Origin of the sequence: Pseudomonas sp. TTU2014-080ASC (genome assembly GCF_001446935.1) — a bacterium.
Lineage (GTDB): Bacteria > Pseudomonadota > Gammaproteobacteria > Pseudomonadales > Pseudomonadaceae > Aquipseudomonas.
In genome coordinates, this window is the sequence record NZ_LKKK01000001.1 from 775415 (window position 1) to 792352 (window position 16938).

At 57.0% G+C, this 16938-nt stretch carries 15 protein-coding genes and 2 tRNA genes; 14 read left to right on the plus strand and 3 right to left on the minus strand.

Annotated features, from left to right (window positions below):
* Positions 1-11: 11 nt before the first annotated feature.
* Positions 12-1094: a peptide chain release factor 1 gene (gene prfA, locus AO726_RS03620; protein ID WP_058066675.1), complete on the minus strand. Its 1083-nt coding sequence runs from the start codon at positions 1092-1094 to the stop codon at positions 12-14.
* 9 nt (positions 1095-1103) lie between these two features.
* On the minus strand, positions 1104-2384 hold the full coding sequence (hemA, locus tag AO726_RS03625) for a glutamyl-tRNA reductase (RefSeq protein WP_058066676.1): 1281 nt from the start codon (positions 2382-2384) through the stop codon (positions 1104-1106).
* A 188-nt stretch (positions 2385-2572) separates the two neighbouring features.
* On the opposite strand from hemA, the gene AO726_RS03630 reads away from it, so the two are divergent.
* The 9 genes from AO726_RS03630 to ychF all read left to right on the plus strand — a co-directional run bounded on the left by AO726_RS03630 (position 2573) and on the right by ychF (position 9512).
* A complete protein-coding gene (locus tag AO726_RS03630; RefSeq protein WP_058066677.1) occupies positions 2573-4303 on the plus strand; it encodes a tetratricopeptide repeat protein in 1731 nt (576 codons plus the stop codon).
* Positions 4303-4920: a lipoprotein insertase outer membrane protein LolB gene (lolB, locus tag AO726_RS03635; protein WP_058066678.1), complete on the plus strand. Its 618-nt coding sequence runs from the start codon at positions 4303-4305 to the stop codon at positions 4918-4920. Before AO726_RS03630 ends, lolB begins: the two co-directional genes overlap by 1 nt.
* Entirely contained in the window at positions 4917-5792 is an 876-nt protein-coding gene (gene ispE / locus AO726_RS03640) for a 4-(cytidine 5'-diphospho)-2-C-methyl-D-erythritol kinase (RefSeq protein WP_058066679.1), read from the plus strand. The genes lolB and ispE overlap by 4 nt, the downstream gene beginning before the upstream one ends.
* A 26-nt stretch (positions 5793-5818) precedes the next feature.
* Positions 5819-5893: transfer RNA gene (locus tag AO726_RS03645), tRNA-Gln, on the plus strand.
* Between the two features lie 52 nt (positions 5894-5945).
* Positions 5946-6020 (plus strand) — tRNA-Gln (locus tag AO726_RS03650).
* 46 nt (positions 6021-6066) lie between these two features.
* Positions 6067-7008: a ribose-phosphate pyrophosphokinase gene (locus tag AO726_RS03655; protein WP_058066680.1), complete on the plus strand. Its 942-nt coding sequence runs from the start codon at positions 6067-6069 to the stop codon at positions 7006-7008.
* 113 nt (positions 7009-7121) lie between these two features.
* Complete coding sequence (locus tag AO726_RS03660) at positions 7122-7721, plus strand: 50S ribosomal protein L25/general stress protein Ctc (protein ID WP_058066681.1); 600 nt, start codon at positions 7122-7124, stop codon at positions 7719-7721.
* 69 nt (positions 7722-7790) lie between these two features.
* Entirely contained in the window at positions 7791-8381 is a 591-nt protein-coding gene (gene pth / locus AO726_RS03665; protein ID WP_058066682.1) for an aminoacyl-tRNA hydrolase, read from the plus strand.
* 30 nt (positions 8382-8411) lie between these two features.
* The gene (ychF, locus tag AO726_RS03670; protein WP_058066683.1) at positions 8412-9512 is read left to right on the plus strand and encodes a redox-regulated ATPase YchF; all 1101 of its coding nucleotides are present in this window, start codon (positions 8412-8414) and stop codon (positions 9510-9512) included.
* A 71-nt stretch (positions 9513-9583) separates the two neighbouring features.
* Here the strand turns inward: ychF and AO726_RS03675 are convergent, their stop codons facing one another.
* A complete protein-coding gene (locus AO726_RS03675; protein WP_082629039.1) occupies positions 9584-10822 on the minus strand; it encodes a multidrug effflux MFS transporter in 1239 nt (412 codons plus the stop codon).
* Between the two features lie 1136 nt (positions 10823-11958).
* Here AO726_RS03675 and msuE point away from each other — a divergent pair.
* The 5 genes from msuE to AO726_RS03705 all read left to right on the plus strand — a co-directional run bounded on the left by msuE (position 11959) and on the right by AO726_RS03705 (position 16873).
* Positions 11959-12531 (plus strand): FMN reductase, encoded by a 573-nt coding sequence (msuE, locus tag AO726_RS03685; protein WP_058066686.1) that lies wholly within the window; start codon positions 11959-11961, stop codon positions 12529-12531.
* An 11-nt stretch (positions 12532-12542) separates the two neighbouring features.
* Positions 12543-13730, plus strand: a complete 1188-nt coding sequence (locus AO726_RS03690; protein ID WP_058066687.1) for an acyl-CoA dehydrogenase family protein — start codon at positions 12543-12545, stop codon at positions 13728-13730.
* 8 nt (positions 13731-13738) lie between these two features.
* Entirely contained in the window at positions 13739-14836 is a 1098-nt protein-coding gene (locus AO726_RS03695; protein WP_058066688.1) for a sigma-54 interaction domain-containing protein, read from the plus strand.
* A 61-nt stretch (positions 14837-14897) separates the two neighbouring features.
* Positions 14898-16028 (plus strand): FMNH2-dependent alkanesulfonate monooxygenase, encoded by a 1131-nt coding sequence (gene ssuD, locus AO726_RS03700; protein ID WP_058066689.1) that lies wholly within the window; start codon positions 14898-14900, stop codon positions 16026-16028.
* Complete coding sequence (locus AO726_RS03705; protein WP_058066690.1) at positions 16025-16873, plus strand: amidohydrolase family protein; 849 nt, start codon at positions 16025-16027, stop codon at positions 16871-16873. Before ssuD ends, AO726_RS03705 begins: the two co-directional genes overlap by 4 nt.
* The last annotated feature ends 65 nt before the right edge of the window (positions 16874-16938 follow it).

The window sequence follows — 16938 nt, forward strand, 5'->3', positions numbered from 1 at the left end:
CACGCTCAGCATCAGTCGCCCAATGCCGCCAACTGATCGGCCTGATATTCCACCAACAGCGGCTCGATAATGGCTTCAACACCACCGGCAATCACTTCGCTCAGGGAATACAGCGTCAGGTTGATACGGTGATCGGTCACCCGACCTTGGGGGAAGTTGTAAGTACGGATGCGTTCGGAACGATCGCCGGAACCTACCAGCAATTTGCGCGACTCGGAAATCTCCTTGTGCGCGGCTGCTTCCTGCTGGTCTTTCAGCTTAGCTGCCAGCCAGGACATGGCCTTAGCCCGGTTCTTATGTTGCGAGCGTTCTTCCTGACACTCGACCACAGTGCCGGTCGGAATGTGGGTGATGCGGATAGCCGAGTCGGTGGTGTTGACGTGCTGGCCACCGGCACCGGATGAACGGTAGGTGTCCACACGCAGATCGGCCGGGTTGATGTCGATCTCGGCCTGCTCATCCGGCTCGGGCAAAACAGCAACGGTGCAGGCGGATGTGTGAATACGGCCTTGAGACTCGGTCTCAGGCACACGCTGCACACGGTGCGCGCCGGATTCGAACTTCAGTTTGCCGTAGACGTTATCGCCCTCGACTCGGGCAATCACTTCTTTATAACCGCCGTGCTCGCCTTCGTTGGCAGACAGCACTTCGACGCGCCAGCCCTGCTTCTCGGCATAGCGGGAATACATGCGGAACAGGTCGCCGGAGAAAATCGCCGCCTCGTCACCACCGGTACCGGCACGAATTTCCAGAAACACGTTGCGACCGTCATTCGGGTCTTTCGGCAGCAGCATGCGTTGCAGCGCGGCCTCCAACTCGATCAGCTGTTCTTTGGCGGTGGCCACTTCTTCTTCAGCCATTTCGCGCAGATCAGGATCGCTGTCTTTCAGCATTTCCTGGGCACCGGCCAAATCCGCCTGGACTTTTTGCAGCGCGGAAAACGCCTGATGCACAGGCTCAATTTCGGCGTATTCCTTGGAATACGCACGGAATTGGGTCTGATTGCTGATCACTTCGGCATCGCCAAGCAGCGCAGTCAGTTCTTCGAAACGATCCTGCAACAGGTCGAGTTTCTTAATCAGTGACGCTTTCATTGCAGACCTTTAATTAGAAGTCGTACCGGACGACGCACCCTCATCGAGGGAGAACAGTTCCTGCACCACGTTCAGCGCTTCAAAACGCCCGGCGGCAGAGAATTTTTTCAATTGCACGCTGGGCTCATGCAGCAGCTTATTGGTCAGGCCTCGAGCCAGCTGGGCCAGTACATCCTCAGGATTCCCGCCATTGGCCAGCAGCCGCTGAGCTTTTTGCAGTTCTTCATCGCGCAGCCGCTCAGCCTGCTGGCGGAAGGCTTTGAGCACATCCACTGCTGCCAGTTCACGCAAGCGTTGCATAAACTCCTGCGCGCCCTCTCCCACCAACTGCTCAGCAGCCAGCGCAGCGCCTTGACGGCTCTTGAGGTTTTCTTCGATGACCTCGTGCAAATCATCAACGGTGTAGAGGTACACATCGTCCAGCTCGCCGACTTCCGGCTCGATATCACGCGGAACGGCGATATCAACCATAAAAATCGGCTTGTGCTTACGCTGTTTCAGCGCACGCTCGACTGCGCCTTTGCCGAGAATCGGCAACTGGCTGGCGGTGGAGCTGATGACGATATCGCTGTTGACCAGTTCGTCGGGAATATCCGATAGCAATACCGCGTGAGCACCAAACTGCTCGGCCAGCGAACTGGCACGTTCAAGGGTCCGGTTAGCCACAACGATGCGTTTGATGCCCTGATCATGCAGGTGACGGGCAACCAGGCTGATGGTTTCACCCGCGCCAATCAGCAATGCCTGGCTGCGATTCAGATCCGCAAAAATCTGTTTAGCCAGACTTACAGCCGCAAACGCTACAGAAACCGGGTTTTCGCCGATGGCGGTGTCGGTGCGCACGGTTTTGGCAGTGCTGAAGGTTGCCTGGAACAAACGCCCCAGCAACGGCCCCAGCGTGCCCGCTTCACGGGCTACGGCGAAGGCAGACTTCATCTGCCCGAGAATCTGTGGCTCGCCCAGCACCATTGAGTCAAGCCCGGAGGCGACCCGCATCATATGCCGGACGGCTTCGTCATCGGCGTGGATATAGGCACAGGCGCGCAACTCATCCAGGCTCAGCTGGTGATAAGACGCCAGCCAGGCCAGTACTTCATCCGCATTGGCCGACTCCTGCTCGAGGTACAGCTCACTGCGGTTGCAGGTCGAAAGAATCGCAGCTTCGCGGCTGGTCGTGCGCTGACACAGCTGCTGCAGTGCCTCAACCAGTTGCTCAGGCGTAAACGCCACGCGCTCGCGGACGTCCACCGACGCGGTCTTATGGTTGATACCGAGGGCAATAAAGGCCATGCAAAGTCGCTGACAGTAACGTGGAAGCCGGTAATTGTCCTACTTCGGCCGGGCGAGAACAACACCTGCTGCCTATTGTCCTAATAGACTGAACTTTCAGACACTCCGGGATGATACTCAGAGCATGGGCTTGCCCAGTGCCTTGTGTCATGATGCGTAACCTGCATGTAGGTCACATACTCTCTTCCATGAATAAATCCTTAGCCTTGCTGTCTGCCGCCCTGCTGCTCAGTGGCTGCCAGACGTTCGCCCCATCCGAACCGGACGGAACGCCGCCGGTCGAAGACCCTGCTGTAGCCACTCCGGACACCGAAGACAAGGTTTACCGTCCATTCAGCCAGGAAACGCTCTACAGCCTTCTGGTCGCAGAATTGGCCGGCCAGCGCAACCGCTACGACATCGCGCTGGATAACTACGTCGAGCAGGCACAAAAAACCCGTGACGCTGGCGTGGCCGAGCGCGGTTTCCGCATCGCGGAATACCTCGGTGCCGATCAGCCGGCACTCGACACCAGCCTGCAGTGGGCCAAAGCTGCTCCGGACAATGTCGATGCGTTGCGCGCAGCAGCCGTGCAACTGGCCCGCTCGGGCCGCTACGACGAATCCATGACTTATATGGAGAAGGTCCTGCAGCAACAAGGCGACACTTACTTCGATTTCCTCGCCCTGTCCGCGTCAGACACCTCCCCGGAAACACGCGACGGACTGCTGCAAAGCTTTGACCGCTTGTTGACCAAGTATCCCGACAACGCCCAGCTGCAATTTGGCAAAGCACTGTTGCTGCAACAGGAAGGAAATAACGAGGCAGCCTTAGAACTGCTGGAGAAACAGCCGGATAACAACCGCCAGCCCGCTTCCATCCTCCTGCATTCGCGCCTGCTGCAGAGCCTTGAGCGTAACGACGAAGCCCTCGCCCTGCTCAAAAAAAGCCTCAAGCAGTACCCCGAAGACAAGCGCCTGCGCCTGAGTTATGCCCGCCAGTTGGTAGCACAAGATCGCATTGACGATGCCAAAGGTGAGTTTGCCAAACTGCTGCAGCAATACCCCGAAGACGACGATCTGCGTTTCTCTCTGGCCCTGATCTGCTTAGAAGCAGAGTCCTGGAAAGAGGCCATCGTCTACCTGAATGAACTGATCGACCGTGACGCCCATGTTGACGCCGCGAATTACAATCTGGCACGAGCATACGAAAAGCTTAAAGATCTGCCCAAAGCACTCAACCACTACCGCATGGTCGGTCCAGGCAATGACTTCCTGCCCGCCCAGGCACGCCACACCGAACTGCTGTTCAAGCTCGAACGCCGTGAGGATGCCGCCAACTACCTCAACCAGGCACGCGATGAGCAGCCGGATTATGCGATCCAGCTGTACCTGATAGAAGCCGAAGCCTGGTCACGCGTTGCTGAAAATGAGCGAGCCTGGCAAGTAGTCAAGCATGCATTGGAACAGTTCCCTGAAGACCTCAACCTGCTCTACACCCGCGCCATGCTCGCGGAAAAACGCAACGACCTGAGTGGTCTGGAAAAAGACTTACGCTTCATTCTCAAGCGCGAACCGGATAACGCCATGGCCCTCAACGCCTTGGGTTACACGCTGGCCGACCGCACAACACGCCTGGAAGAAGCCAAAGAACTGATCGAGCAAGCCTACCAGCTCAACCCGACTGACCCGGCAATTCTCGATAGCCTGGGATGGATTAACTACCGCGTCGGCAATCTAGAGGAAGCCGAGTTCTATCTGCGCAAGGCCATGGACGATATGCAAGATGCTGAAGTAGCCGCTCACCTCGGCGAAGTACTGTGGGCCCAAGGCAAACAGCGGGAAGCCCGCAAAGTGTGGCGCGAAGCCCTCAAGGACGAACCGCAAAGCTCCATTTTGCGCTCCACCATCAAACGCCTGACCGGAACAGAGACCCCCTGATGCTTGCCCGCAACCTCATCATTATCGGCCTTTTGGCCCTACTGGCAGGCTGTAGCGGCCTGACATCCCGTGAATCCCTTGAGGGCCAGGGCGATGCCAAGCAGTGGCAAGCCCACAAACAGCGCATCGCTCAGCTCGACGGCTGGCAAATCAGCGGCAAAGTTGGCATCCGCGCACCTCAGGACTCAGGCAGTGGCACCCTGTTCTGGCTGCAGCGCCAAGACTATTTCGACATCCGACTGTCCGGCCCACTGGGTCGCGGTGCCGCGCGCCTGACCGGCCACCCCGGCAAGGTGCAACTGGAAGTCGCCAATCAGGGCCGCTATGAAGCAGAGTCGCCAGAACAACTGCTGCAACAGCGGCTACGCCTTAACCTGCCTGTGTCCCATCTACTCTGGTGGATTCGCGGCCTGCCGGCACCGGACAGCAAGAGCCGCCTGCAACTCGACGCCCAAAGCCATCTGGCCCAACTTGCGCAAGATGGCTGGATTGTCGACTACCTGAACTACAGCGAACAAAACGGATACTGGCTGCCTGAGCGCTTGAAGCTTAGCGGTCACAACCTGCAAGTCACTCTGGTTATCAAGGACTGGCAACCCCGTCAGTTAGGCCAATGAACACATCTGCAATCCCCAGTGCCGCAGAACTGGTTCTGCCGGCCCCAGCCAAACTCAACCTGATGCTGCACATTCTGGGACGCCGTGATGATGGCTACCACGAACTGCAAACCCTGTTTCAGTTTCTCGACATTGGCGACGAATTAGGCTTCGCCCTGCGCAGCGACGGCGAGATTCATTTACACACCCCGATCGAAGGCGTCCCCCACGACAGCAATCTGATCGTGCGCGCCGCGCGCCTGCTGCAGCAACATACCGGCTGCAAACTGGGAGCTGACATCTGGCTGGACAAACGCCTCCCCATGGGCGGTGGCATTGGCGGAGGCAGCTCTGACGCCGCCACCACCCTGCTCGGCCTTAACCATCTGTGGCAACTGGATTGCGATATCAACCTGCTTGCCGAGCTCGGCCTGAAACTCGGCGCAGATGTACCGGTCTTCGTCCGCGGCCACGCTGCGTTTGCCGAAGGCGTGGGCGAAAAGCTGCAACCGGTTACTCTCAGCGAGCCATGGTTCCTCGTAGCCATTCCGCAAGTACTTGTTAGTACAGCAGAAATTTTCTCCGATCCGGAGTTGACACGAGATACTCCGCCCATTAAAGTTCGCAGCCTTCCTGAGGGGGGCGGTCGTAATGACTGTCAGCCGGTGGTAGAAAAGCGTTATCCTGAAGTTCGTAACGCTTTGATCTTGTTGAACAAATTTGTTTCAGCTAGATTAACCGGCACTGGATCTTGTGTATTTGGGAGCTTCCCAAATCAGGCAGATGCTGATAAAGTCCGCCGCCAACTTCCAGCCACTTTGCCAAGCTTCATAGCGCAAGGTCGTAACATTTCGATGTTACATCGTGCATTAGGAAATCTGGCAGGGAAGTGAATGTGTAGTACGGGTTGTAAAGTTGTAGGGGCGTCGCCAAGCGGTAAGGCAGCAGGTTTTGATCCTGCCATGCGTTGGTTCGAATCCAGCCGCCCCTGCCATTCCGTCCTGGAACGGGCTCAACTCGATATACATTCAGGAAATACACGATACAGGGGCGTCGCCAAGCGGTAAGGCAGCAGGTTTTGATCCTGCCATGCGTTGGTTCGAATCCAGCCGCCCCTGCCATTTTCTATACTCATCCAGGTATACCCTCAGCCGGCAGGTACTGCGCGTGTCCAAGATGATGGTCTTTACGGGGAACGCTAACCCCGACCTGGCGCGACGTATCGTACGTCAGCTGCACATTCCCCTCGGTGATGCCTCTGTCGGTAAATTCTCCGACGGCGAAATCATGGTCGAAATCAACGAAAATGTCCGCGGTAAGGACGTATTCCTGATTCAGCCAACGTGCGCGCCAACCAATGACAACCTGATGGAACTGGTCGTGATGGCTGATGCCTTCCGCCGCTCCTCAGCGACTCGAATTACTGCTGTTGTTCCTTACTTTGGCTATGCCCGCCAGGATCGCCGTCCGCGTTCCGCTCGCGTGGCAATCAGCGCCAAAGTCGTGGCTGACATGCTCGCAAACGTAGGTATCGACCGTGTTCTCACCGTCGACCTGCATGCGGATCAGATCCAAGGCTTCTTCGATGTTCCGGTAGATAACATCTACGGCTCCCCAGTACTGGTGGATGACATCGAAGATCAGCGCTTTGACAACCTGATGATTGTTTCTCCGGACATCGGCGGCGTAGTACGTGCCCGTGCTGTTGCCAAGTCCCTGGGTGTTGATCTGGCCATCATCGACAAACGTCGTGAGAAGGCTAACCACTCTGAAGTGATGCACATCATCGGTGACGTTGAAGGCCGCACTTGTGTTCTGGTTGATGACATGGTCGATACCGCCGGCACTCTGTGCCACGCGGCTAAAGCCCTGAAAGAACACGGCGCCACCAAAGTTCTCGCTTATGCAACGCACCCGGTTCTGTCTGGTCGCGCCATCGAGAACATTGAAAAGTCTGTACTCGACGAGCTGGTAGTGACTAACACTATCCCGCTGTCAGCCGCTGCTCAGGCCTGCTCGCGTATTCGCCAGCTTGACATCGCACCGGTAGTTGCTGAAGCGGTTCGCCGTATCAGTAATGAAGAATCGATCAGCGCGATGTTCCGTTAATCCGGACTCGCCCTGAACGTAAGCGCCCTGCCCTGATGGCAAGGCTTTTTACCTGACCGTCCAAACGCTGGTCGCAAGCGAGTTGGACGGTTTGGTTATTTTGGAGAAATGAAATGACTGAATTTACCCTGAATGCTGAACTGCGTTCCGACCTGGGGAAAGGTGCGAGCCGCCGCCTGCGTCGTAACGTTGCCATGGTTCCTGCCGTTATCTACGGTGGCGACAAAGCACCAGTTTCCATCAGCCTGCTGGCCAAAGAACTGGCCAAGTTGATCGAAAACGAAGCGGCTTTCAGCCACGTTCTGAGCCTGGACGTTGCTGGCACCAAAGAAAACGTACTGATCAAAGCCCTGCAGCGTCACCCGTCCAAAGGCTTCGTTCTGCACGCTGACTTCCAGCGCGTAGTAGCTGGTCAGAAACTGACCGCTCACGTACCGCTGCACTTCATCAACGAAGCAACTGCTGTTGGTGTTAAACAGCAGGGTGGCGAAATCTCCCACGTTATCGCTGAAGTCGAAGTAAGCTGCCTGCCGAAAGACCTGCCAGAGTTCATCGAAGTCGACATGGCTGCCGTTGAAGCTGGTCAGATCGTTCACCTGTCCGACCTGAAACTGCCGAAAGGCGTTGAGCTGGTTGCACTGGCGCACGGTAACGACCTGGCTGTGGCTAACATCCACGCCTCCCGCGTTAAAGACGAAGGCGCTGCCGAGTAATCCTCGCAGTGTCGGAAACCAGCCCGGTATGCGATTCTACCGGGCGATTTCCACAGAAGGGCTCCTGACATGACTGCCGTACAACTGATCGTTGGCCTTGGTAACCCTGGCCCGGAATACGACCAGACCCGGCATAATGCAGGGGCCCTTTTTGTTGAGCGTCTTGCTGATAAAGAAGGCGTCAACCTGAGTCTGGATAAGAAGTACTTCGGCCTAGTCGGCAAGTTCAGCCACAAAGGACGCGATGTACGCCTGCTGATTCCGACCACCTATATGAACCGCAGCGGTCAGGCTGTAGCCGCGCTGGCGAATTTCTTCCGTATCACGCCCGATGCCATTCTGGTTGCCCATGACGAACTCGACATGCCGCCAGGTGTTGCCAAGCTAAAACAGGGCGGCGGTCACGGTGGCCACAACGGTCTGCGCGATATCATCGCCCAGCTCGGTAATCAGAATAACTTCCATCGTCTGCGACTAGGCATTGGCCACCCCGGCCACAGCAGCCTGGTTTCCAACTTTGTTCTGGGTCGCGCTCCACGCAGCGAACAGGAACTCTTGGATCGCAGCATTGATTTCGCTCTGGATTGCCTGCCTGAAGTTCTGGCTGGCGAATGGAGCAAGGCCATGCACAAGCTGCATAGCCAGAAAGCCACTTCTTAAATCTGTCCGCCATTGCGCAAGGGATAAATCATGGGATTCAACTGCGGCATCGTAGGCCTGCCCAACGTCGGCAAGTCCACCCTGTTCAACGCCCTCACCAAATCGGGGATCGCGGCTGAGAACTTCCCGTTCTGCACCATCGAACCGAACAGTGGGATCGTGCCAATGCCCGACCCACGTCTGGACGCACTGGCGGAAATCGTTAAACCAGAGCGCGTACTCCCAACCACCATGGAATTCGTGGATATCGCCGGTCTGGTAGAGGGCGCCTCCAAAGGTGAAGGCTTGGGCAACAAATTCCTCGCGAACATCCGCGAGACCGATGCCATCGCCCACGTTGTACGCTGCTTCCAGGATGACAACGTCATCCACGTTGCCAACAGCGTTGACCCCAAGCGCGACATCGAAATCATTGATCTGGAACTGATCTTTGCCGACCTCGACAGCTGCGAGAAGCAACTGCAAAAGGTTGCTCGCAACGCTAAAGGCGGCGACAAAGAAGCAGTAGCCCAGAAGAACCTGCTGGAAAAACTCATCCCCCACTTCACCGAAGGCAAACCAGCGCGCACGCTGATGAAGACCCTCGGTGATGATGAGAAACAACTGATCCGCGGCTTCCACCTGCTGACCAGCAAACCGGTTATGTACATCGCCAACGTTGCTGAAGACGGCTTTGAAGACAACCCGCTGCTGGACATCGTAAAAGCCATCGCCGACGCCGAAGGCGCTCCGGTTGTGCCGGTGTGCAACAAGATCGAGGCTGAAATTGCCGAGCTCGAAGAAGGCGAAGAAAAAGACGAGTTCCTTGAAGCCCTGGGCCTCGAAGAGCCGGGCCTGAACCGCGTGATCCGCGCGGGTTACGAACTGCTCAACCTGCAGACCTACTTCACTGCTGGAGTGAAAGAAGTCCGTGCATGGACTGTAAAAGTCGGTGCCACCGCCCCACAAGCGGCAGCTGTAATTCACACCGATTTTGAAAAAGGCTTTATCCGCGCCGAAGTCATCGCCTACAACGACTTCATTCAGTACAAAGGCGAAGCCGGTGCCAAAGAAGCCGGTAAATGGCGTCTGGAAGGCAAGGAATACATCGTCAAAGACGGCGACGTGATGCACTTCCGCTTTAACGTCTGATGACTGAAACGGCCTGTACAGCAATGTACAGGCCGTTTTTCTTTATACGCGAGCCGTCTCTACCAGCAGCATCAATCTGCACTTGCAGAAACAGCAGCAATCTTGCCTGATCTAGCCACAACACGATTGGCAAACAGCCCTCCATTAGCCAGACAGAAGATCACCAGCGCCAGCGGAAACTGGCTGCCGTCGTGAAGCACACTGACCAACACGCCCGCCAACATCCCCATCCCAAAAGTCAGGCTCACGTGCAGCGCAGAGGCGAGCCCTGCCCGATGCCCCTGCTTAGCCAGAGCCATTGCCATAGCGTTAGGGCTGACAAGGCCGACACTGGAAACCAAAATGAAGAAGGCCGGCAAGATCAACCAAAGCCCCGGCACGCCGAGAATCTGATTCAGCATCAGCAATGAGCCCGCAATCAGTGGCAACCACAGCATATGGGCCAGCAAGGTTGCAGCGCTGATGCGATTGAGCAGCACACGGTTTATCTGACTGGCCAATACCATCCCAACAGCATTGAGGCCGAAGAACAGACCAAAGTGTTCTGGCGCAATCTCATGCAGCTCAATCAATACAAACGGAGAACCGACGATGTAGGCGAACATCGCCCCAGTGGTAAACGCCTGGCATAACGCAAAGCCCATAAACTCGCGATTTCGCAACAACTCCCCATAATTCTTTAACACCGGCAGCAATGCCAGCCGCGCACTGCGCTGCGCCAATGTTTCACGCAGACCAAACAGAATCCCGAGTAGACACAACGCCCCCATCACGGCCAATACGATAAAGATTGCCTGCCAATTCCACAGTCCGAGCACCCAGCCTCCCAGCAGTGGAGCCAAAATGGGTGCAGCACCCATGATCAGGGTGATCATCGACATAACGCGGGCAGTCTGCTGCGCTGCACAGCAGTCACGCACAATGGCCACCGCCAACACCGCGCCGGCGCAGCCGCCAACACCTTGCAAAAAGCGCCAACCTAATAAGCCTTCCAGCGAGTCCACACTGGCAATCGCCAGCGATGCCAGACAGTAGAGCGTTAAGCCAAATAGCAGAGGCGGTTTGCGCCCATATCGATCACTGATGGGACCGTAGCAAAGCATCCCCAGCAGCATGCCAACGAAATAAGCAGAGAAGCTCAGCTCAACCTGACCAGGTAACAGCGACATAGCCTGCTGAATAGCAGGGAATGCAGGCAGGTACATGTCCGTAGAGAACGGTGCAATTGAGGTGAGCGACGCCAGCAGCAGAAGAAGGGGTAACGGTATTGCCTTGGAGATAGAACTCGATGTCTGGATACTGCTCGACATGTATTCAAGATTCCTGAGTATTGTGATCAAGGGAGGACTCCCCTTCCCCAGCTCAGCCCTGTACAGCGCGTAGGGACCTAGGGTCTCAGGCGATAAGGCACTTATTCTTAAAGCTGGGTAAAGATGGTTTGATCTGTCGCCGACATCTCACTCACATGGGCGCGAGACCTTAACAGCGGCCGGGCATTATCCTGCTCTGCCGGCACCAAGCTCAATCGGCAGTACCGGTAAAGATCAGAATTATCAAAGCGCGTGCATTGTGTGCGCAAAATCCGGCTGCACACAGTGAGTTGCAGCGATGCTGACAAGCTTGGGGACCGTAAATTCAAACGGTGAATGCTGATGAGTAGCACGCGAATACCCAATCAGGACGCGAGTGTTAAGACATCCACCCGCATCTTCCATCAGGTATGGAATCGCCGGACGTTAATTGGCCCGGCGATCAACGATGTTGGTACTTGATAATTAATTGAATAAAGACGCCCATCGATCGACAGCGGCCGGAGCGCAACACGGAACCGTTTCAACGTGTTGTGGCACTGGCTTTTGTACCGATTGATTAGAAGCACTTGGGACGTACAGAAAAGAACTGACGAGCAGGGCAGAACCAACAGCTAAAAGGCCTTTTCTCATAACGGTAACCTTGGTTGTTCTTGTTGGTTTGTTATGTGCAACAGAAGTATAGACCGTGTTTTCGAGGCCATAAGCTCCCTGCCGAGCGGTAAATAATCAGGCCCCTCAGAAACTGCCTGGATCAGGCCTCCCTCCTCCGACTCCCCACATCACTTGCACCGAATAGCTGCGGTTTTGAGCTGTTTACCTCCCCCGGAAAGCCGTCGCAGCCGTCCGAGATAAAAACTACAGCTCAACTTGATATAACCAAATTCTAATTAATTATTTATTAATTCAAACGTAAGGGAATATAAATTCAACCCACGCTCTGTCGCTCCAGCAAATGCTCGTAGAGCAACACCCGACAGATGTTGCCTCACCAACACCTATCCAACAGTTGTTCGCTACGGGACACACTAAAACGGCAATACAGATTCATATATCACTGTTTTTAAAGGGCTTTTATGTATGGAACGAGTTTTGCTCAGTCGCTGTATCCATACATCATCCAAAGGAACACCAGCATGAGCACATCCTTCAACGTCGTTGCAGTCTCAGGTGGCGCCTATCGCCCTTCCCGCACTCAGGTACTGGCGGAGTCGATCATTACAGCCCTGAGCAAGCACCTCGACTTTGACAGCCGCCTAATCGTTCTGGGCGATATTGCCCGTGAGGTGGGCGGCGCCCTGTCGCGTAAAGAACTGGCCGCCGAAACCGAGGCGCAGCTGCGAGCCATTGAGCAGGCTGATCTGCTGATTGTTGCGGCGCCGGTGTATCGCGGTTCGTACCCTGGCCAGTTCAAGCACCTGTTTGACCTGATTGAGATGAATGCACTGATCGATACTCCGGTCCTGCTTGCAGCCACTGGCGGCAGTGAGCGCCACGCACTGGTGATTGATCACCAGTTGCGCCCGCTGTTCAGCTTCTTTCAGTCGCTGACCCTGCCTATTGGTGTGTACGGCAGCGAAGCTGACTTCAAAGATTACAAGATCGTCAGCGAGCAGTTGCAAGCCCGTGTAGAGCTGGCCGCCGAGCGCGCTGCAGGTACCGTGCTCAGTGCCGGAAAAGCCGGTACCCCACTGCGCAAGATTGCGTGAGGGCAGCCGCTATGAGCCTGCATCTTAAAACCCGCCCCATAGCCCCCCTGCAAATCGCACGTGAGCTAGCCGCACAATTTGCTGAGACGGCAGTAGAGCGCGATGCCCGTGGCGGCACACCGAAAGCCGAGCGTGATGCAATCCGCGCCAGCGGCCTGCTGTCGCTGATCATCCCGACGCAATATGGCGGTCTGGGTGCCACCTGGAGTGAAACCTTTGAAGTGGTGCGCGAGTTCGCCCGTGTCGACAGCTCAGTTGCCCACGTTTTCGGCTTCCAGCACCTGATGCTGGCCACCGTGCGACTGTTTGCCAGCCCAGCACAATGGGAGCCCTGGCTGGAGCTGACTGCGCGTAAAAACTGGTTTTGGGGTAATGCCCTGAACCCGCTGGACACGCGCACCGTGATGAAGAAGTTCGACGGCTACTACGAGTTCTCCGGCAAAAAGAGCTTCTGCTCCGGCGCCACTGACTCCGAGATGCTGATTGCCTCAGCGGTGGATGAAAACGCTAGCGGCAAACTGGTGATTGCAGCCATCCCCACTGGCCGTACCGGCATCACCCTGCACGGCGATTGGGACAACATCGGCCAACGCCAGACCGACAGCGGCAGCGCCACGTTCGAACGAGTACGCGTAGAGCATGCCGAGCTGCTGCTTGATCCCGGCCCGCTGAGCACACCCTTTGCCTGTCTGCGGCCGCTGATCGCTCAGTTGCTGTTCGCCAACATGTTCCTCGGCATTGCCGAAGGTGCATTCGCTGAAGCTCGCCAGTACACCCTGAAGGAAAGCCGCCCGTGGTTCCGCTCCAGCGCCCGCAGCAGCGGTGAAGACCCCTACATCCTGCGTCATTACGGTGACTTCTGGGTGGGTCTGGAAAGCAGCCGCGTATTGATTCAACGAGCCGTTGACCAACTCGATGAAGCCTGGCGTAAGGAACATGCACTGACCGCCGAAGAACGCGCGCAACTAGCGCTGACCATCGGCACAGCCAAGGTCGCCGCCAGCCGTAACGCACTGGATATCTGCAACCGACTGTTTGAAGTCACCGGCGCACGGGCAACCCATGCCTCCCTGCGTTTTGACCGCTTCTGGCGAAACTTGCGTACACAAAGCCTGCACGACCCTGTGGATTACCGCATCCATGAATTGGGCGACTGGGCCTTGAACGGTACGCGTCCTACTCCGTCTTTCTATTCGTAGGCACGACTATGCAATTGCTGACGCTCCCCCCTTCTCCCACACTGGCCACCTCGATCAGGGCAACCGCACAGGTTTTCGAAGACCCGAGATCGCAGGCGCTTCTTGCCCACTTGCAACAGGTCGCACCCAGCGAAGCGAGCGTCCTGATCATTGGTGAGACCGGCACAGGTAAAGAGCTGGTGGCGCGTCATATCCACAACCTCAGCGGACGTAAAAACGGCCCGTTTGTGGCGGTGAACTGCGGTGCCTTCTCCGAATCGCTGGTTGAAGCCGAGTTGTTTGGCCACGAGAAAGGCGCCTTCACCGGCGCACTGGCCTCCAAGGCAGGCTGGTTCGAGGAGGCCAATGGCGGCACGCTGTTTCTCGATGAGATTGGCGATCTGCCGATGCCGATTCAGGTCAAGCTGCTGCGTGTTCTGCAGGAGCGTGAAGTGGTGCGCCTAGGCTCTCGCAAAAGCATCCCGATCAACGTGCGGGTACTGGCGGCGACCAACGTGCACTTGGAAAAGGCCATCAATGCCGGGCACTTCCGTGAGGATCTGTACTACCGCCTGAATGTGGTCAGCCTGCAACTCTATCCGCTGCGCGAAAGGCCGGGCGATATCCTGCCGCTGGCCCGTCACTTCATTAATGAATACAGCCGCCGCCTGGGTTACACCGATGTCACCCTGAACGACGAAGCCCTCCAGCGTCTGGCCGGTTACAGCTGGCCGGGCAATATCCGCGAATTGGAAAACGTCATCCATCACACCTTGCTGATCTGCCGCGATCAGGTCATCCGCGCAGAAGACCTGCACCTGTCCAACCTGCGTATTGAGCGCGAGGAAGGCACGCGACTGCACCCGGACAACGCCGACGATCTGCTGCAACAGGCATTTCAGCGCCTGTTTGAAGAACACAGCGAAGGCATCCACGCCAAGGTGGAAGACGCCCTACTGCGCGCTGCTTACCGCTTCTGCCATTACAACCAAGTGCATACGGCCAACTTGCTCGGACTGACCCGCAACGTCACCCGTACGCACCTGATCCGCATTGGCGAGCTGGTGGTGAACAAACGCCGCCCGGCCACCTTGCAAGGCAGCGGGATGGTCAACCTATCCATCTAAAAACCTGAGTCATGCCACGCGTGCATCCACAGCAAATAGAACATGGCAACGAGGGAAAATTATGAGTCTCGATATCTTCTGGTTCCTGCCGACTTCCGGTGACACCCGCTACCTGGGCCACTCGGCCAGCGGTCGACCTGCCACCAATGCCTACATGCGCCAGATCGCCGTGGCAGCCGATCAGCTTGGTTACGACGGTTTGCTAATCCCCACTGGCGCCAGCTGCCTTGATCCATGGGTGACGGCTGCGAGCCTGGTGCCGGTTACCCAGCGCATCAAACTGCTGGTGGCGCTGCGCACATCGTTGGGCAACCCCACGGCATCAGCCCGTCAGGCCGCTAGCCTGGATCAGGCCAGCGGCGGTCGCCTGCTGCTCAATGTCGTACCCGGCGGTGACGCCACCGAGCTGGCGGCAGATGGCGTGTTCTACAACCACGACGAGCGCTACGAAGCCTCCGATGAATACCTGACCATCTGGCGTCGTCTGCTCCAAGGTGAAACGGTCGATTTTGAAGGTAAACACCTCAAAGTTCAGGGCGCACAGAACTTCTTCCCTCCAGTACAAAAGCCTTATCCACCGCTGTATTTCGGTGGTTCCTCACCAGCGGCTCACGAACTGGCGGCCAAGCACGTTGATGCCTATCTGACTTGGGGCGAGCCGCCAGCCGGAGTGGCCGAAAAGATTGCCGATGTGCGCGCCCGCGCCGCCAAACACGGTCGCACCGTGCGCTTTGGCGTGCGCCTGCATGTGATCGTGCGGGAAACCAACGAGGCCGCGTGGGCCGCTGCCGATGAACTAATCAGCCATCTGGATGACGAAACCATCGCCGCCGCACAGGCCAACTACGCCAAGATGGACTCCGTCGGCCAACAGCGCATGGCCGCTCTGCACGGTGGCGACCGCAACAAGCTGGAAGTCGCGCCCAACCTGTGGGCCGGTGTTGGTCTGGTGCGTGGCGGTGCCGGTACTGCGCTGGTGGGTGATCCGGAGACCGTTGCCGCACGCCTGCTGGAATATGCAGACCTCGGTGTCGACAGCTTTGTACTGTCTGGCTACCCGCATCTGGAAGAAGCCTACCGCTTCGCTGAGCTGGTTTTCCCACTGCTGCCCGGCAAGGGCAAAGTCACCGTGGATGGCTCGTTCACGGGTGGAGCCTTTGACGTACGTGCCGGTAAGGAGAAAGTCGCATGAAGGTCATCGACCTGCGCTGCCGCCCGGCATTTTTGCATCCGTTCTTCGGCGGTGCACCGGGCACGCCTGAGCATGACACCGCGCGCTGGCTTAACCGCCGCGTCGGTACACGCGGACCGGATGATCACTTTGAACGCTCACTGACACAGGAGGGCTTTCTCGCCGAGGTACGCGAAGCAGGCCTGCACAAAGCCGTTGTGGTAGGCCGACACACGCCCAGCCAGCACCTGCCAAACGAAGAAATACACACCATCGTTCGTGACCACGAAGAACTGCTCGGCATCGGCTCAATTGAGCCGGTTCTGCAAGGGATCGACGGCGCACTGGCGGAGATTGACCGAGCGGTTGATCAGCTCGGGCTGGTCGGCATCGATCTGGAACCGGGCTTTGCTGAACCGGCCCGGCACCCGGACGACACCCTGTACTGGCCGATCTATGAACACCTGCAGAGCCGCGGCATCCCACTGTTCCTCATGAGCGGCCCGACCACGCCTGACCCGGCCTATAACGACCCCGGCAAGCTCGCTGCCGTGGCCCGTGCCTTTCCGCAACTGAAGATTGTTGCCTACCACGGCTACTGGCCCAACGTGCAACAAGCCATTGGCGTGGCGTTCCGTTACGAAAACATCTATCTGGTACCGGATATGTACTTGTTCCTCGCAGGCAGCAAGGCATACATACAAGCTGCCAATGGCTTCCTCGCAGATCAACTGCTGTTCGGTTCGTCCTACACCTTCCGCCCAATCCGCCAGAGCATCGACGATGCCCTGCAACTCGGACTGAAAGAGGACGTGCTGGATAAATTCTTCCATGCCAACGCCGAACGGTTGTTCAACCTTGGCTGATTAGCGCAGCCCTCGCCGGGCGACACAACTTAATACCCCCTAAAACAAAAAACCTCTGGCTTACC

Excerpts from the sequence above, each read along its gene's own strand:
- prfA (WP_058066675.1), bottom strand. The coding sequence starts at position 1,094 with ATGAAAGCGTCACTGATTAAGAAACTCGACCTGTTGCAGGATCGTTTC.
- hemA (WP_058066676.1), bottom strand. The coding sequence starts at position 2,384 with ATGGCCTTTATTGCCCTCGGTATCAACCATAAGACCGCGTCGGTGGAC.
- AO726_RS03630 (WP_058066677.1), top strand. The coding sequence starts at position 2,573 with ATGAATAAATCCTTAGCCTTGCTGTCTGCCGCCCTGCTGCTCAGTGGC.
- AO726_RS03675 (WP_082629039.1), bottom strand. The coding sequence starts at position 10,822 with ATGTCGAGCAGTATCCAGACATCGAGTTCTATCTCCAAGGCAATACCG.
- pth (WP_058066682.1), top strand. The coding sequence starts at position 7,791 with ATGACTGCCGTACAACTGATCGTTGGCCTTGGTAACCCTGGCCCGGAA.
- AO726_RS03660 (WP_058066681.1), top strand. The coding sequence starts at position 7,122 with ATGACTGAATTTACCCTGAATGCTGAACTGCGTTCCGACCTGGGGAAA.
- ispE (WP_058066679.1), top strand. The coding sequence starts at position 4,917 with ATGAACACATCTGCAATCCCCAGTGCCGCAGAACTGGTTCTGCCGGCC.
- ychF (WP_058066683.1), top strand. The coding sequence starts at position 8,412 with ATGGGATTCAACTGCGGCATCGTAGGCCTGCCCAACGTCGGCAAGTCC.
- AO726_RS03690 (WP_058066687.1), top strand. The coding sequence starts at position 12,543 with ATGAGCCTGCATCTTAAAACCCGCCCCATAGCCCCCCTGCAAATCGCA.
- AO726_RS03705 (WP_058066690.1), top strand. The coding sequence starts at position 16,025 with ATGAAGGTCATCGACCTGCGCTGCCGCCCGGCATTTTTGCATCCGTTC.
- msuE (WP_058066686.1), top strand. The coding sequence starts at position 11,959 with ATGAGCACATCCTTCAACGTCGTTGCAGTCTCAGGTGGCGCCTATCGC.
- lolB (WP_058066678.1), top strand. The coding sequence starts at position 4,303 with ATGCTTGCCCGCAACCTCATCATTATCGGCCTTTTGGCCCTACTGGCA.
- ssuD (WP_058066689.1), top strand. The coding sequence starts at position 14,898 with ATGAGTCTCGATATCTTCTGGTTCCTGCCGACTTCCGGTGACACCCGC.
- AO726_RS03695 (WP_058066688.1), top strand. The coding sequence starts at position 13,739 with ATGCAATTGCTGACGCTCCCCCCTTCTCCCACACTGGCCACCTCGATC.